Origin of the sequence: Maritalea sp. S77 (assembly GCF_049801075.1) — a bacterium.
Lineage (GTDB): Bacteria > Pseudomonadota > Alphaproteobacteria > Rhizobiales > Devosiaceae > Maritalea.
The window spans coordinates 345,038-359,909 of the sequence record NZ_JBNAGG010000002.1 but is presented as its reverse complement, the minus strand read 5'-3'; the positions used below and the strand labels follow the sequence as shown (position 1 = coordinate 359,909).

Genomic DNA, 14,872 nt, shown 5'->3' with positions numbered 1-14,872 from the left:
CTTTTAGTGTTCAAATCGTGCTGGCGACAAACTGTCCACCAGCCATTGCTCTGCAAATTCAGGCAAATCAATTTCCATCAATTGGCACGCCGCCAATTCCGACAGGGCAGCCGACGTTTGAATGCCATATCCACCTTGCCCTGCAAGCCAGAAAAAGCCGTTTTGGTCTGCTGAATAGCCAGAAATGGGCGTACCATCAGGCGGAAACACGCGCAGCCCCGCCCAGCTATGCTCCAGCCGCGTCACTTCAAAATTCATCATTTCTTCGAAACGGAAAAGCCCTTCGGCCAGCACCATATCGTCCACAAACGCATCGTGCGGGTCCACCGGGTCTTCATCCGCTGGCGACACCAAAAACTGCCCCGCATCAGGCTTCATATACCAGGTTTCCCCAGCATCAATCAGCATTGGCCAATGCATGGATTGCTCTGGCATCGGCGAGGCCAACACACCGATGGAACGGCGTTTAGGCTGCAACCCTACCGGGCGCACGCCGCAGCGTTCCGCCACCACATCGCCCCAAGCACCAGCAGCATTGACGATTTTATCGGCTTCCACAGAGCCGGATTTTGTTTCCAGCACCCAATGGCCAGATTGGTTTGAACCAGACAGCACTTCGCTATCCGTCCGCACCTCAGCGCCATGTTTCTTGATCTGTTTCAGCCAGCCTTGGTGCAACGCCGCCACGTCCAAATCTTTCGCATTTGGCTCATGTGCTGCGGCCACCAACTGACCTTTATCGAGCAGTGGCACCATTTCAATCGCCTGCTCCACGCTGATGGGCACCAGCCCTTCACCCGCATCCAGCAATTCATCCAAATGCGGCTTATGCGCCTCATTGGCCACAAACAAAATGCCGCGATCGCCCAAAACGGAATAATCGAAAATATCCTTGGGCGGATTTTGGAAATAGCGGAACGATGCGCGGCTCAACGCCCGGATGGCGTCATTGCCATAATTTTGCACGAAAATCGCAGCCGAACGGCCCGTGCTGTGCACCCCTGGCCGATCTTCTGATTCGAGCAGAACAATTTTTAATCCACGCTGCGCCAATTGCGCACCGATGCCTGCCGCCGCAATGCCTGCGCCAACAATGGCTACATCATACTTTTCTGCCAATTTTAAAACTGTCCCTTGATTGGAAATGTCATCCCACCGACGCCCAAACCATGGCATTAATCACAAAGGATTTCCACCATCAATTCTGCGTTTATGCGGCGCGGTTAGCGGCCTACTGCATAGCCCTGCATTTGGCGCGGGTTGGCGGCAGCGCGCAAAAATCCATCGCGAGTTTGCGCTGCTGTCATCCGGCCAATTGACCAGTCGCTTTCCGCCACCACATTGTGCCCCTTTGCCCGCAATGCCTCAATCGCCTGCTGGCCAAAACGCGTTTCCACTTCCAAATGCCCCAAATCTGCCTCACGCGGATAAAAGCTGGAGGTAAAATGGTTGGTGAAGAAACCCGGCGTATCAATGTTTTCCTGCAAATTCAGGCCGAAATGAACATGACGCAGGAAGAAATGTAGCGACCATTGGTCCTGCTGATCCCCGCCCGGCGTGCCGAAAATCAGCTCCGGCTGACCATTCTTGAGCGCCATATTAACCGAAAGTGTTGTCCGCGGCCGCCGCTTTGGCGCCAACGCGCTCGGCGACTTTTCGTCAAGCCAATACATTTGCGCACGGTTGGTCAGGCAAAAGCCCAATCCCTCCACCACAGGCGAGCTTTGCAGCCAGCCCCCGCTTGGCGTGGCGGTCACCATATTGCCCCAGCGGTCAATAATATCGAGGTGGCACGTATCGCCCTTCACACTGCCCTTGTCGCCCAATTCCTGATGGTCAAACTTGGCCACCGTCGGCTCGCCCATGCTAGTGTTGTTGCGGCCTTCTTGGGTTTGCCCTTTTGGTCGATCAATCGCGAAGGGCTCGGTATCGCCAATTTGCCCTGCCGCCGCGCGCATGGCGGCCATATCCCCAATCAGTTGCCGCCGCGCATCATTGTAGCTGTCGCTCAGCAACACATCCATCGGCACATCAACAAAGTCCGGATCACCATAATAGGCTTCGCGATCTGCAAAGGCCAATTTGCCGGCCTCAACCACCAAATGCACAAATCGCGGATCAGCCGCATCCAGCGCATCTAGATCAAAGCCTTTCAACAACGCCAATTGCTGCAACAAGGTTGGCCCTTGGGTCCACGGCCCGGCCTTCAGCACGTCGTAGCCGCCATATTCATAGCTGAGCGGCGCTTCGTAGCTGGCTTGCCAACTGGCCATATCATCGGCGGTCAAAACACCCCTGTGTGCATGGCCGGAAGTGTCCATCAGCTCATTATTGGCAAAGAAGTCGCCAATCGCCTCAGCCACAAAACCGCGATACCATGCATCTCGCGCCTTATCGATTTGCGCTTCGCGACCACTTACAGACTTGGCCTCATCAATAATCCGCCGATAAGTCGCTGCCAATTGCGGATTGGCAAATTTTCCGCTCAAAGCTGGCACCTTACCGTTCGGCAGAAAGACGGCGGCAGAGCTTTTCCAATGCTTAGCGAATAAATCCTTCACCTTACCAATCGTGCCCACAATGTTGGGCACCAGCGGAATGCCCTCCTCCGCATAATGAATCGCGTAGCTCAAAACATCCTCAACACTCATGGTGCCATAATCGCACAGCACCATCATCCAAGCGTCAAACGCCCCCGGTACCACCGCAGACAGCAAACCCGAGCCAGGCATAATATCAAAGCCTTCATTGCGGTAATGGGCAATGGTCGCCCCTTCCGGCGCCACGCCTTGCCCGCACACCACTTGCGGGTTTTCTCCCGCTTTGGCGATGATCATCGGCACTTCACCGCCCGGCCCATTTAGATGCGGCTCCACCACTTGTAAGGTAAATCCAGTGGCCACGGCAGCATCAAATGCATTGCCGCCACGTTCCAGCACGGCCATACCAACGGCACTGGCAATCCAGTGGGTGCTGGCCACAACGCCAAAATCACCCCGAATTTCCGGTCGAGTTGTAAATGCTTGCACGCCTAGCCTCCCTGCCGCCGCAATTATGCTTGATTCAATCAATTGGTTGCACCAATATTGACAGCAATACAGGCTGCGTCAACACAGCAAATATATGATTTTTGGGGCTAATTGCGGTTTTTGCTCTTTCCGATTGTGAATTAAGCACATGCAAACATTGCATTTCATCGCATTTGCGCTAAAAATCATAAAAACCAATTGAAAGCGGGGAATAATTTGGCAAGCTCACCAAAGCCCGACATGCAGGAAACCGCCCAAAAACCAGCGCCAGAACGCGCTTATGAAGCGGTGATCGCAAAAATTCGCGTCATGATTGAAGAGAAAAATCTCGGTCCGGGAGATACCCTACCGCCGGAACGGCAATTGGCCGAAATCTTCAATGTTTCCCGCCATTCTCTGCGTGAAGCGATCCGTGTTTTACAGGAAAAAGGCGTGCTTGCCGCCCGCCAAGGTAGCGGCAACTACATCCAATCCGCCACCCGTGGCGATTTGATGCGCACCCTCGCCGTTTCCACCAACACTGGCTCCCGACGCGCCTTGGAAATTTTCCAACTGCGCGAAATCATGGAGCCACAACTCGCCGCCCTCGCCGCTGAAATGGGTGAAGCCCGGCACATAGAAATGCTGGAATCGATTTTGGAAAAGCAAGGGCAAACCACGGACGGCATTGAGCTTCGAAAGCTCGACCACGAATTCCACGAAACCCTAGCCGCCGCCACCGGCAATGCCACCCTTTACGAACTGGCCCAAAACATCAACCGCTCGCTTCTCCCCCCAAAAACCAAAATCTACGACAACCGCGAACGCCAAGTAATTTCACTTGAAGGCCATCGCAAGATTTTGGACGCCATCAAAAACAAAGACGTCGAAGGCGCCAAAGCCGAAATGCGCGCCCATATCGCACGGGTAAAATCAACGGTATTTTAGTGTCCCACTATAGCCACCTCTTGGCCGTCCCGGACCTGATCCGGGACCACCATTGATCCTGGCTCAAGGCCGGGAATGCGCAGGAGAGCTTTTCAACCGCCGACCAAACCGACTGGTCATTTGGTACCACTTTCACCCATCGTACCCACGTCATTGCAAGACTTGATCTTGCAATCCATTTGAGGGTAGCGGCCCGGCACCTAAAGCATTTGTACTGAGAACTATTCGTCCAACCATATCGGCCCTGCACCTCGGCCAGCGTGAAATGGACCCCAAGATCAAGTCTTGGGGTGACGATGGAGTGTGTGATGGGCCGCAGAAAACTACTACGCCGTCATTCCCGCGCAGGCGAGAATCCAGGCCGGATTGTCCACTGGCAATTCATCCGAATCGTGCGTCTTGATTAGCTACAGCCCAGATCTCCGGATCAAGCCCAAGGAATAGAATAAAACCTATCCCAAATAACCCCGATAATCACTCACCAGCAAATGCGTAGGCGCTTCATCTTCTTCAATCTCGGCAAACCGCCCAATCGGCTCGCGGAAAATATTGTCGGTTTCATCATCATTGACGGTGGAAACCTCACCAATAAGCACATCGCCACCCTCACCCCAAAAGGCATGCCAGTCGCCCGGCATCAGGGTGACGCTTTCGCCCGGCGCAAATTTCAGTTTCTCGCCCGGCTCAAATGGTCGTTCAATGCCGTCGCACAGCACAACGCCACCGCGATCTTCGGCAAAATTGCCCTCATCGTCGGAGCCGAACAGCTCAATCACCATGGTCGCGCCGCCACGATTGATGATGTCTTCGGCTTTGATCAAATGGGTGTGCATGGGCGAAAGCTGATCCTGCCGAGAAATCAGTAGCTTTTCAGCATAACACATGCCGCCGCCGCGCTGCAGGTCCGCCAGGCGACCATTGCGCAAAGTGAAAAGAAACAGGCCCATTTCATCAAATCGGCCCGCGCCATAATCAGTAATATCCCAACCACACCGCGCATCAATTAATGCCCGCGCTTTGTCGGCATTGGCCTTAAATTCTTCCGGCGTCCAATAGGCGAACGGCGGCAACACAAAGCCAAAAGACCGGATCATCTCATCGGCTTCAGCCATAATTTCATTAATGCGAGAACGTTTCATCATGCACTCTTTGGGACAATTAGAGACAAAAAAGGTGAGGCTTTAGTCATAAAGCCCCACCTCAAATTTTCCAAGTCCCGAATGTGCTTAAACGACTTCTCGCAAATGCCGCACCGGACGTCCCCGCACAATATTTTGCGCCACGCTCACAATTGCATCGGCGTTGATGCCATAATGGGCATAAAGATCAGCAATGGTCCCCGTTTGCCCAAAATGCTCCACGCCGAGCGGCACGGTGCGATGGCCAGCCACAGCGCCCAGCCAGCCCAAAGTGGCCGGATGCCCGTCTGTCACCGTGATGATCGTGCAATGAGGTGGCAATTGCGCCAACAGCCGATCAATGTGGGATTGGGCATCTGCTTGCCCGCGCCGTCGCGCCCGTTGCGCTGCGGTCCATCCTGCGTTCAATCGGTCAGCTGAAGTACAGGCCAAAACCCCAATATCGCGGCGATCTTCCCCAATACGCCCAGCAGCCTCGATCACTTCCGGCGCAACCACGCCTTGATAGGCAATCACAATCTCAGCATTTGGTCCCGGCTCACGCATCCAATAAGCCCCGTCGATCACGCCCTGCTTGAACGCATCATCCTTGCGCCATTGCGGTTGCTCAATCGGGTTGGTGGACAGGCGCAGATAGACCGAGCCGCCCGTTTCATCGCGCAGCCATGTGCGCTCGTCCGGGTCACCCTCGCCATCGCGCTGCATATAATCAAAGGCCCAATGCATAATGGCCGACAATTCATCCACATAGGCAGGCTCAAACGCCGCCAGCCCATCCTGGCTCATGCCGATCAATTGCGTGCCGATAGATTGGTGCGCCCCGCCTTCCGGCGCCAGCGTCACGCCTGAAGGGGTGCCCACAATCATAAAGCGACTATCCTGATAGCAGGCATAATTCAGCGCATCCAAGCCCCGCGCCACAAACGGATCATAAACTGCACCAATGGGCAGCAACCGCTCGCCAAACACAGAATGAGACAGCCCCGCCGCCCCCAGCAGCAAAAACAAATTCATCTCGGCAATGCCCAGCTCAATATGCTGGCCGTCTGGCGAAAACGCCCATTTCTGCGCCGATGGAATGCGTTGATCCTTAAACTCATCATTGAGTTCATTGCGGGCAAACAGGCCCTTGCGGTTCACCCAACCGCTCAAATTGGTCGTCACCGTCACATCGGGGGATGTGGTCACAATCCGCTCCGACAAGGTTGGGTTATTTTTGGCGATCTCATCCAGTATCTTGCCAAACCCGGCTTGGCTGGCGATCTCCCGATCTGCCAGTTCAACGGGTGCGCCCACCTCAACGGATGGTGCGGAGAAGCGGCGCGTGCCTTTGGCGAAAAACGGCACCTGATCCAAAAATTTCTGTGTCGTAGCCGCGTCTTTCACAAGTGAGAATTTTTCCCATTCTTGACCATCAGCTACACCCATCTGGTTTTTGAACTCATCCATCTGGGTTGGCGTCATCAACCCACCATGATTGTCCTTATGCCCCGCCAGCGGCGTGCTCCAGCCCTTAATGGTGTAGGAGATGAATACGGTTGGCCGATCATGATCGATGCTTTCAAAGGCTTCCAATAAGCTTTCCACGCACTGGCCACCGAGATTGTTCATCAACTCGGCCAATTCGTCGTCGGAATAGCTTTCAATCAGCTTGGTCACATCGCCTTGGTCGCCAATTTCATCCAGCAAGCGGGCGCGCCACGCTTTACCGCCCTGATAGGTCAGCGCCGAATAAAGCTGGTTCGGGCAATTATCGATCCACTCTTTCAGCTTGTCACCACCGGGTTGTTCAAAGGCAGCGCGTTGCTTCACGCCATATTTCAGGCGCACAACCTCCCAGCCGAACGCCTCAAAAATCGGCTCGAGCCGTTTCCACAAGCCTTCACGGATCACCCCATCAAGGCTTTGGCGGTTATAATCGATGATCCACCACACATTGCGCAAATCATGCTTCCAGCCTTCTTGAAGACATTCAAAAATATTGCCTTCATCCATTTCAGCATCGCCCACCAACGCCACCATTTTGCCCATCGGCTTTTCGGCGGCCCAGCTTTTGTGCTGGATATAGTCCTGAATCATGGAAGCGAAGGCTGTGATGCCAACACCCAGTCCAACCGAGCCGGTGGAGAAATCCACATCATCAATATCTTTGGTGCGGCTGGGGTAAGATTGCACCCCGCCAAAGCCCCGGAAGTTCTTCATTCGGTCCAACTCTTGATTGCCCATCAAATATTGGATCGCATGGAATATGGGAGAGGCGTGCGGCTTCACCGCCACCCGATCTTCGGGCTTGAGCACACTAAAATAGAGCGCTGTCATGATCGACACGATTGAGGCAGACGACGCCTGGTGTCCGCCAATCTTGATCTGCTGGTCACCTTTTGGGCGGATATGGTTGGCATGATGCACCATCCAGCACGCCAGCCACAAAATCTGCCCTTCCAGCTCTTTCAGCTGCTCTATTTTTTTGCTCATCGCCCCACTCCCTGTGATCTTGATTACGCAACCTGCGCTTTTGCTGCTGGCAAAGCCTGCTCCAAATCGGCCCAAATGTCCTCAACCTCTTCAAGGCCAACGGACAACCGCACCAAGCCTTCGGAAATGCCATGCTCTGCACGCTCTTCCGGGGTATAGGTCGAATGGGTCATGGATGCAGGGTGCTGGATCAAGGTTTCCGCATCCCCAAGGCTCACCGCCCGCTGGATCATATCCAACCGGTTCATGGTGGAAATGCCCGCCTGGATGCCGCCGATCAGTTCAAACGCAATCATGCCCCCAAAATCAGCCATTTGCTTCTTCGCCAGCTCATGCTGCTCAAAGCTCGGCAAGCCGGGGAAATAAACTTTGGAAATCATCGGGTGCTGTTCCAAGCGTTGGGCAATTTCCATCGCGCTCGCACAATGGCGGTCCATGCGCAATTGCAGGGTTTTCAACCCGCGCATAATCAGCATCGCGTTGAACGGCGCCATCACTGCACCCGTCATGTCCTTCATGCCCACCAGACGAATCTGATCAATATCTTCTTTGCGGCCCGCAATCAGCCCGGCGATCACATCGCCATGGCCGCCCAAATATTTGGTGGCCGAGTGCAGCACCAGATCCGCACCATGCTCGATTGGCCGGGTCAGATAAGGCGTTGAATAAGTGTTGTCCACGATCACCTTGGCATCAAACTCATGGGCAATGGCACTCACCGCTTCAATATCCACCAAGCGCATATTCGGGTTGGCCGGGGTTTCAAAATAAACCACTTTGGTTTTACCGCTGATCGCCTTGGCCACATTTTGCGGGTCGGTCATATCCACATGGGTGATCTCCACGCCAAACTTCTGCAGCCCGTGGCGCATATAGGCAAAGGTGCAGCCATAAAGCGTTGTATCGACAATGATCTCATCGCCCGGCGCCACAAAAGTCCAAAGCGCTGAGGTCACTGAGCCCATGCCTGATGCATTGGCCAGCGCGGCTTCCGCCCCTTCCAGCACCGCCATGCGCTGTTCCAGCAAATCATTGGTGGGGTTGGAGATGCGCGAATAAACATGGCCCTCACGATCACCAGCAAAAATTTCCCCGCCATGCTCCGCGGTTGGGAATGCGAAGGTCGAGGTCAAGTGCAGAGGAGGTGTAAGCGCACCGCCCTCATCTTGCGGGTCATAGGCATGGTGAATGGCTTTGGTAGCAAAACCTTGGTTTTTATTATTGTGGGTCATGTCGCGCACCTCCAATTGCTGTGGCGGACCGAACGGTCCTCTCTTACCCGAAAGAATAAAAGAAATGCCGCGCAATGTTCTGGCGAACTTGACCTCGAAATGATATATTTCAGCAATATTATGCCAATAAATAGCGATCTAATGGACAAAATTGATCAAAAAATCATTCGCGAATTGCAACGCGACGGTCGACTGACCAATCAGGAACTGGCCGAACGAGTCAACCTTTCGCCCTCGCCCTGCCTGCGCCGCCTGCGCAATTTAGAGCAGCAAGGCATCATCCGCGGCTATAGCGCCATTGTCGATCAAAAACGCTATGGCCTCCCTGTCACCGTGTTCGTCCGCATCAAATTGCAGCACCACACCGAACAAGACGTCAGCGCGTTCGAAACCGCTATCAAAAACATCGATGAAATTTTGGAAGCCCATTTGATGACCGGAGATTGGGACTACCTCTTGCGTGTGATCGTCGCCAGCCTAGAAGACTACGAACGCTTCACCCGCCAATCCATCCACCGCATTCCCGGTGTTGCTGGCATTGAAACCAGCTTTGCCTACGGCGAAGTAAAACGCACCAATCTGTTCCCGGCGATTTAGCCGGAGCAATGCACTTATCTCCCATGCTGCAATCGCAGCAAACGGAGATGGATTTTGGACAAGGCCTTAAACATCGCCGAATAAATCGGCTCGCGGGTTGGCGTGCAGCAAGTCGCATAAAGCGTCCCCAATTTTGCACCCACCGCTTCAAGCTGAACAATAAAAGCCGCGGCATCATCGGGCGTCATGGTTTCCAGCGCCAATTGATCACGCCCCAGTCGCTCCACTTCTTCGATCAAGCCCGTCATCTTTTCACTGCGCTTGTTCAAGCAACATGTTTTTTGCAGTTCCACCAATTCAGTTTTGCAAACCTGAATTTGCTCTTCAATCAGTTGTTTCTGCTTGTCCGCGTCACTCATAAATCCGCCTCGCCATTCCGCGCAAAATCATATTGATGCAGCTTACAGCTGCTGTAAGGTCAACATGGAAGATTAAAAAACTACTGCTTGACCTTCCAGTAAATGGAAGGGTTATTGAGTAAGAATAAAAACGAAAGGACGATCCTTAATGACAAAGTTTAACGTACCAGACATGACTTGCGGACATTGCGAAGCCACCGTGCGGAAAGCAATTGGAGAAATTGACGGCACCGCAGACGTGAAGGTTGATCTAAGCGCCAACAAAATTGACGTAACATCAACAGCGGCTAATGATGACATTCTGGCGGCCTTGGACGCGGCGGGCTATCCGTCTAGCATCGCGTCTTAAGTCCAAATCCGTACATGCATCTACCCATCGGCTACAATGAACAATTGGTCACGCCAAAATCGCGTCGGCAAACGGCGGCGCATTGGTCTTTTATTGCAGATCAAAAAGGCGAATCCATCATTTTACCCGATGGGTGCTGCGACATTATTTTGCGCTTCACTTTAGATCAGCAAAATCAACCGACAAACCTCACGCCCATCATCACCGGGCCAGCCACATCGCCATATCATGTAGAATATAAGCCGGGCGATGGTTGGGCAGGGTTACGTATCTATCCCGCGAACGCCCGCACCCTATGGGGCGCACAATTGGGCACTGCGCAGGATCATATTTTGCAAGGCGAAGCGGCTATCGCCCATTTGCCTAACCTTGCAAAGTTGCTGCAAAACTTACAGCCCAACAGCGATATCCATACCGCCCTTTTGGCGCTGCCACCGCTGCAAAATACCGATAATGATCGGCATCTGGTCCACAATCTGATCGATTTAATCCATGTTAGCGGCGGCCAAATCAGCATCAATCAATTGGCACAAAATACGGAACATTCACCCCGCCATATCTTGCGCACCTTCCGCAATATGGTGGGCCTCTCCGCAAAACTTTATGCCCGCATTGTCCAATTTCATCGCGCACTCAATCTCGTGCAAAAAACAGATCTTTCAAACGCCGAAATCGCCGCAGAATGCGGTTATGCAGATCAAGCCCATATGATCCGCGCGTTCCAAAAGTTCGGCGGCTTTTCGCCAAGCCGCATCCCAATCAACCTATCTTTGCCGGGCCTACCCGTTATCTAAATTATTCACTTCAGCAGGTCCGATTTATTCAATCCGAACACCAAGCAGCACGCTAATGTCTGCCGGCAAATCGGAGAACAAAATGAAATTTGGCTACACCATCATCTATGTGAAAAACGTGCTAGAAACGGTCGCATTTTACGAACAAGCATTTGGCCTGTCCCGGCGCTTCATTCACGAGAGCGATCTCTATGCTGAAATGGAAACCGGCGACACCGCCCTCACCTTTGCGGGCGAGGAAGCGGCAGAACTCTCCGGCCTCGCCATCGCGCCAAACCGGAAAGACAATCTAAGCGCAGGCTGGGAAATTTGCTTGGTGTGCGAGAATGTGGCAACCGCCTACAGCCACGCCATAAACAATGGCGCAACGTCACTTTTGCCACCGGAAGAAAAGCCGTGGAACCAAACGGTGTCCTACGTGAAAGACTTGAACGGTTGCCTTGTTGAAATAGCTTCACCAGTGAGAAAATAAAATGACCCCAGACATCAAAACTGCCATCACCGAAAAAGTGAATGAGCTGATTTTAGACATTTGCCCTGATGCTGGCTTCACCAGCAAATATGGCGGCACGCTGATCGAGGCCGTGGCGGGCGATCCAAAAACCGCGGTGGGCGGTCTATTTTTTTATGAAGACCACGCCTCCTTTGAGTTTTCAAAAGGCGCAGACCTTGATGACCCGAACGGACATTTGGAAGGCAAAGGCAAATTTCGACGCCATCTGAAGTTGAAAACTGCAGAAGATATTGAGGAAAAACAACTGCGCAACTTTTTACAGCAAGCTTTTTAATACCATTTGCAGACCATTTTAAATACTGATATTAGAAGAACACCTGTTCCTCTAGCACCAGTATTTCTATGTCCTTTATATCGCTGTCCCCGGCGCGGAGATCTGCTGCGCCGCTTTTTCTCTATCTGTTTCTCACTGCCGCAATCGGGGTGCTTTCCTTCCCCATTCGCGCGCTATTTGTCACCCAAACCTTGGGCGGATCCACCTTTGAAAACGGGCTATCCTTCGCCGTTCCGGCCGTCATCTCGCTGTTCGTATTGCCTATAATTGGCGACTTTTCCGACCGTATGGGCGAACGGCGCATCATCATCACGGTTGGCTTCATGGTATTGGCGATCAGCTACGTGCTCACCGCAGTGGCCACCACCGCCTGGTTCGTGCTCATTCTGGTCTGCATCGCAATTCCCTTTATGTCAGCCGCCAATGCCCAATTTTTCGCTTGGGCACAGGAGCGTGAAACCCAGCGATTTGGCGACAAAGCAACGGAAAGCGGCGAGCTGCGCATCGGCTTTATCGCAGGCTGGGTGGTCGGCCCGGCCATCGCTGGCCTGTTGCTCACCTATGGCCTAACCTATCGCGATATCTTTCTCATTCAGGCTGTGGGCTATGTGATCATGGGGATTGCCATCTGGCTTTTTGCCCGCGTTGTGATCACCAAATCTAAGGAAAAAGGCGACCGTTTTAGCTGGTTGCGTTGGCGCGATGTGCCGCGCAATTTGCTCTATATCGCTCTGTTTGTCGCGCTGGTCTTGTCTGGCGATATTGTGCGCCTTGCAAATCTGGCCCTGTTCATTGACGCGAACATCTCAAAAGACCCGGTGGACCTCACCATTGCCTTCGCCGCAACGCCCATTGTTGAAGTGCCTGCAACCGCGCTTTGCATCTATTTGGCAAAACGCTGGAACCGCAAATCCGTGTTGGGCATTGGCTTTGCCGCCGCTATGTTGCATTTCGGCTTGTTCCCGTTCGTGCAAACATTGGAGCAAGTGGTCGCCCTGCAAGCGCTTTATGCGTTCATTCCGGCTTCAGCACTTGGCGTAGGCATTGCCTATGCCCAAAAATGCGCGCCCGAGCGCATGGGCTTCGCCACCTCAGTCATTTTCTCCGGCCAGTCCCTTGCCATCCTGTTGGGCGGTTCTATCGCCACAATTGGAGGGCTGTTTTTGTCGATTGAAATGACCTATTTTGTCCCTCTTTTCTTCATCCTTGTTTCAGGATTAGTCTGGTGGAAAATGGAGGAACTTTAATGTCGATTGAAATCAGAAATGCGCAAGATATTGCCCCACAGGCGCTACACGCTGCCATGCTGGACGCTTTTTCTGATTATGACATTCCGTTGCAGCCAACGCTGGATCAATTCTTGGGCATGTTGACCCAACGGCAGTTTAATCCAGCACTCTCCTCCATCGCTTTTGATGGCGAACAGGTGCTCGCTTTCTGGTTTATCGGCACCCATGATCATCGCACCCATTTGATCGCCAGCGGCACCCGCGTCGCAGATCGCGGCAAAGGTTTGGCCAAACAAATCGCCGCCCGCTCTGAGGCAGAAATCATCAAGGCTGGTTTTAAACTCATCCAGTTTGAATGCTTCACCAGCAACCAACGCGCCTTGGGACTGTATCAAAAACAGGGCCATGAGATTCATCGTGAATTTGACTGTTTTGTCATGGAGATAGGCGATTGGGCGGAATCAGATTGTGAAATCAAAAAAGTGGAGTGGGCGACCATCGCCCCGCGCATTGAAGCGCTGCGTGACGTGATGCCTTCTTGGCAAAATGAGGATTTTGCGGTCGCCGCAGCCCCAGATGCAACCTGCCTCGCCGCATTTCAAGCAGAGCAATTGATTGGCTACATTGCCATTGCCCCAAGCGGCGCGATCTATCAATTGGCTGTTGCCAAAAACCATAGGCGCAAACATGTTGGCCGGGCACTTCTGCACAATGCAGCCACCGCCATCAACAAACCCAAACTCGCCTTCATCAACATCGACAAATTAGATGCAGAAACCATCGGCTTTCTCACCCATTTGGGCGCGCAAAAAACCGTCAGCCAATATGAGTTGATCAAACGCTTTTAGCGCTCCATCGCACCTTTGCCTGCGATAATGTGATCGCGAAACTTCGCGATCCGATTGATCCGCGTTTCTGGCTTTTTAGCGCCGTTCAAATTGATCGCATAACTCTTCTGCCGCCCCGGCGTCAGATTATGAAAAGCCTCCGCCAATTCCGGATCGCTATCCAGCGCATCAATCATTTCTTCCGGCAACTCAATTTCAAGCTCAACTTTTGGCGGCTTCAACCCTTTTTCAGCCGCATCCATCAGCTCTGCAATATAGGCACGGATGGTCGGCTCCAGCTCAGCCACCTGCTCATTTGCAGTGAATTTAATCACACTCGGCGTTTGCGAATTGGGCCCGTTGGGCACCAAAACGCCCTCAGGATCTTTCAACAGCCCGGCATTGAAAAAAGACAGGCGGAAATCGTTCCGCAGCGCCCCGAACAGCACAATATTGCGATCATTGTGCATGTAACAAGGGTGCGCCCATTTCACATGCTCTTCCAGCCCCATATCTTGGCAAATCCGGCGCAGATGGTTTAACCCATCAATCCATGTGCGCGTCACACAATTTGGGGTATCAAACTTGTCGCAACGACCACACCCTTTGGTGAAAAAGTCTTCAACATCTGTGATCATCATTGGCAATTTCTCCCCCGCAATCCAAACAAAACTGTCGCGCTCTCCCATTATTGCAGCCTCAGTCGGCACATGCCAACATCTCGTTGGAAATTAGCCTCTTTCGCCAATTAGAACGAGATACAGCCAGCCGCAATGTTGCTCGGAACGAGACACCGTTATCTTAGCCTGAATCAGGCCCAGAAGGCGTCTCGAAAATAGCGCATTTTTCCAAAAAATTCATGTCAGGAAAAGAATGGTGGGCCCGGTAGGACTCGAACCTACGACCAGACCGTTATGAGCGGTCGGCTCTAACCAACTGAGCTACAGGCCCAACCCAAAAATGCTCATAGCAAGGGCCACAAGCAATTGAAAGAATTTTCTTTCCCCCGACAGTAATTAAAAGAACAACTTTTAGGGAATACCCTAAAATTAGCCACTTACCAGTTGATCACATAGGTAAGTACGCATATCGTTAACCTCAAATTGTTGGGCGATTCCAAGTTTTAT

15 protein-coding genes and 1 tRNA gene are annotated in these 14,872 nt (G+C 52.8%); 8 read left to right on the top strand and 8 right to left on the bottom strand.

Going from position 1 to position 14,872, the window contains the following annotated elements; genetic code table 11:
* Positions 1-3: 3 nt before the first annotated feature.
* Entirely contained in the window at positions 4-1,119 is a 1,116-nt protein-coding gene (locus ACP15Y_RS09505; RefSeq protein ID WP_424982832.1) for an NAD(P)/FAD-dependent oxidoreductase, read from the bottom strand.
* Positions 1,120-1,223: 104 nt separating this feature from the next.
* Complete coding sequence (locus tag ACP15Y_RS09500) at positions 1,224-3,029, bottom strand: gamma-glutamyltransferase family protein (protein WP_424982831.1); 1,806 nt, start codon at positions 3,027-3,029, stop codon at positions 1,224-1,226.
* Positions 3,030-3,245: 216 nt separating this feature from the next.
* Between ACP15Y_RS09500 and ACP15Y_RS09495 the strand changes: the two genes are divergently transcribed.
* Entirely contained in the window at positions 3,246-3,956 is a 711-nt protein-coding gene (locus tag ACP15Y_RS09495) for a FadR/GntR family transcriptional regulator (RefSeq protein ID WP_133571499.1), read from the top strand.
* Between the two features lie 452 nt (positions 3,957-4,408).
* Here ACP15Y_RS09495 and ACP15Y_RS09490 read toward each other — a convergent pair whose 3' ends face one another.
* The 3 genes from ACP15Y_RS09490 to ACP15Y_RS09480 all read right to left on the bottom strand — a co-directional run bounded on the left by ACP15Y_RS09490 (position 4,409) and on the right by ACP15Y_RS09480 (position 8,802).
* Positions 4,409-5,095 (bottom strand): D-lyxose/D-mannose family sugar isomerase, encoded by a 687-nt coding sequence (locus ACP15Y_RS09490; protein WP_424983088.1) that lies wholly within the window; start codon positions 5,093-5,095, stop codon positions 4,409-4,411.
* Positions 5,096-5,182: 87 nt separating this feature from the next.
* Positions 5,183-7,570, bottom strand: coding sequence for a 1-deoxy-D-xylulose-5-phosphate synthase N-terminal domain-containing protein (locus ACP15Y_RS09485; RefSeq protein WP_424982830.1), 2,388 nt, complete (start codon positions 7,568-7,570; stop codon positions 5,183-5,185).
* Between the two features lie 23 nt (positions 7,571-7,593).
* Positions 7,594-8,802 (bottom strand): methionine gamma-lyase, encoded by a 1,209-nt coding sequence (locus tag ACP15Y_RS09480; protein ID WP_424982829.1) that lies wholly within the window; start codon positions 8,800-8,802, stop codon positions 7,594-7,596.
* Positions 8,803-8,943: 141 nt separating this feature from the next.
* On the opposite strand from ACP15Y_RS09480, the gene ACP15Y_RS09475 reads away from it, so the two are divergent.
* Entirely contained in the window at positions 8,944-9,399 is a 456-nt protein-coding gene (locus tag ACP15Y_RS09475; protein WP_424982828.1) for an Lrp/AsnC family transcriptional regulator, read from the top strand.
* Positions 9,400-9,413: 14 nt separating this feature from the next.
* On the opposite strand, the gene ACP15Y_RS09470 is transcribed toward ACP15Y_RS09475, so the two are convergent.
* Positions 9,414-9,758 carry a hypothetical protein gene (locus ACP15Y_RS09470; protein ID WP_424982827.1) on the bottom strand — a complete coding sequence of 115 codons (345 nt, stop codon included), beginning with the start codon at positions 9,756-9,758 and terminating at the stop codon, positions 9,414-9,416.
* 148 nt (positions 9,759-9,906) lie between these two features.
* On the opposite strand from ACP15Y_RS09470, the gene ACP15Y_RS09465 reads away from it, so the two are divergent.
* The 6 genes from ACP15Y_RS09465 to ACP15Y_RS09440 all read left to right on the top strand — a co-directional run bounded on the left by ACP15Y_RS09465 (position 9,907) and on the right by ACP15Y_RS09440 (position 13,766).
* Positions 9,907-10,107, top strand: coding sequence for a heavy-metal-associated domain-containing protein (locus ACP15Y_RS09465; protein WP_424982825.1), 201 nt, complete (start codon positions 9,907-9,909; stop codon positions 10,105-10,107).
* Positions 10,108-10,121: 14 nt separating this feature from the next.
* Positions 10,122-10,901 (top strand): helix-turn-helix transcriptional regulator, encoded by a 780-nt coding sequence (locus ACP15Y_RS09460; RefSeq protein WP_424982824.1) that lies wholly within the window; start codon positions 10,122-10,124, stop codon positions 10,899-10,901.
* Between the two features lie 82 nt (positions 10,902-10,983).
* Positions 10,984-11,373 carry a VOC family protein gene (locus ACP15Y_RS09455; protein WP_424982823.1) on the top strand — a complete coding sequence of 130 codons (390 nt, stop codon included), beginning with the start codon at positions 10,984-10,986 and terminating at the stop codon, positions 11,371-11,373.
* A gap of 1 nt (position 11,374) precedes the next feature.
* Complete coding sequence (locus ACP15Y_RS09450) at positions 11,375-11,689, top strand: DUF1801 domain-containing protein (RefSeq protein ID WP_424982821.1); 315 nt, start codon at positions 11,375-11,377, stop codon at positions 11,687-11,689.
* Between the two features lie 68 nt (positions 11,690-11,757).
* On the top strand, positions 11,758-12,936 hold the full coding sequence (locus ACP15Y_RS09445) for an MFS transporter (RefSeq protein WP_424982820.1): 1,179 nt from the start codon (positions 11,758-11,760) through the stop codon (positions 12,934-12,936).
* Positions 12,936-13,766: a GNAT family N-acetyltransferase gene (locus ACP15Y_RS09440; protein WP_424982819.1), complete on the top strand. Its 831-nt coding sequence runs from the start codon at positions 12,936-12,938 to the stop codon at positions 13,764-13,766. The genes ACP15Y_RS09445 and ACP15Y_RS09440 overlap by 1 nt, the downstream gene beginning before the upstream one ends.
* On the opposite strand, the gene ACP15Y_RS09435 is transcribed toward ACP15Y_RS09440, so the two are convergent.
* Positions 13,763-14,386, bottom strand: coding sequence for a YdeI/OmpD-associated family protein (locus ACP15Y_RS09435; RefSeq protein ID WP_424982817.1), 624 nt, complete (start codon positions 14,384-14,386; stop codon positions 13,763-13,765). The two genes, ACP15Y_RS09440 and ACP15Y_RS09435, sit on opposite strands and share 4 nt — an antisense overlap.
* Before the next feature lie 233 nt (positions 14,387-14,619).
* A tRNA-Ile gene (locus ACP15Y_RS09430) sits at positions 14,620-14,696 on the bottom strand.
* Between the last annotated feature and the right edge of the window lie 176 nt (positions 14,697-14,872).

Bases quoted from the DNA above. Each gene is read 5' to 3' on its own strand.
- ACP15Y_RS09490 (WP_424983088.1), bottom strand. From the start codon at position 5,095: ATGAAACGTTCTCGCATTAATGAAATTATGGCTGAAGCCGATGAGATG.
- ACP15Y_RS09485 (WP_424982830.1), bottom strand. From the start codon at position 7,570: ATGAGCAAAAAAATAGAGCAGCTGAAAGAGCTGGAAGGGCAGATTTTG.
- ACP15Y_RS09480 (WP_424982829.1), bottom strand. From the start codon at position 8,802: ATGACCCACAATAATAAAAACCAAGGTTTTGCTACCAAAGCCATTCAC.
- ACP15Y_RS09475 (WP_424982828.1), top strand. From the start codon at position 8,944: ATGGACAAAATTGATCAAAAAATCATTCGCGAATTGCAACGCGACGGT.
- ACP15Y_RS09470 (WP_424982827.1), bottom strand. From the start codon at position 9,758: ATGAGTGACGCGGACAAGCAGAAACAACTGATTGAAGAGCAAATTCAG.
- ACP15Y_RS09465 (WP_424982825.1), top strand. From the start codon at position 9,907: ATGACAAAGTTTAACGTACCAGACATGACTTGCGGACATTGCGAAGCC.
- ACP15Y_RS09460 (WP_424982824.1), top strand. From the start codon at position 10,122: ATGCATCTACCCATCGGCTACAATGAACAATTGGTCACGCCAAAATCG.
- ACP15Y_RS09455 (WP_424982823.1), top strand. From the start codon at position 10,984: ATGAAATTTGGCTACACCATCATCTATGTGAAAAACGTGCTAGAAACG.
- ACP15Y_RS09450 (WP_424982821.1), top strand. From the start codon at position 11,375: ATGACCCCAGACATCAAAACTGCCATCACCGAAAAAGTGAATGAGCTG.
- ACP15Y_RS09445 (WP_424982820.1), top strand. From the start codon at position 11,758: ATGTCCTTTATATCGCTGTCCCCGGCGCGGAGATCTGCTGCGCCGCTT.
- ACP15Y_RS09440 (WP_424982819.1), top strand. From the start codon at position 12,936: ATGTCGATTGAAATCAGAAATGCGCAAGATATTGCCCCACAGGCGCTA.
- ACP15Y_RS09435 (WP_424982817.1), bottom strand. From the start codon at position 14,386: ATGATGATCACAGATGTTGAAGACTTTTTCACCAAAGGGTGTGGTCGT.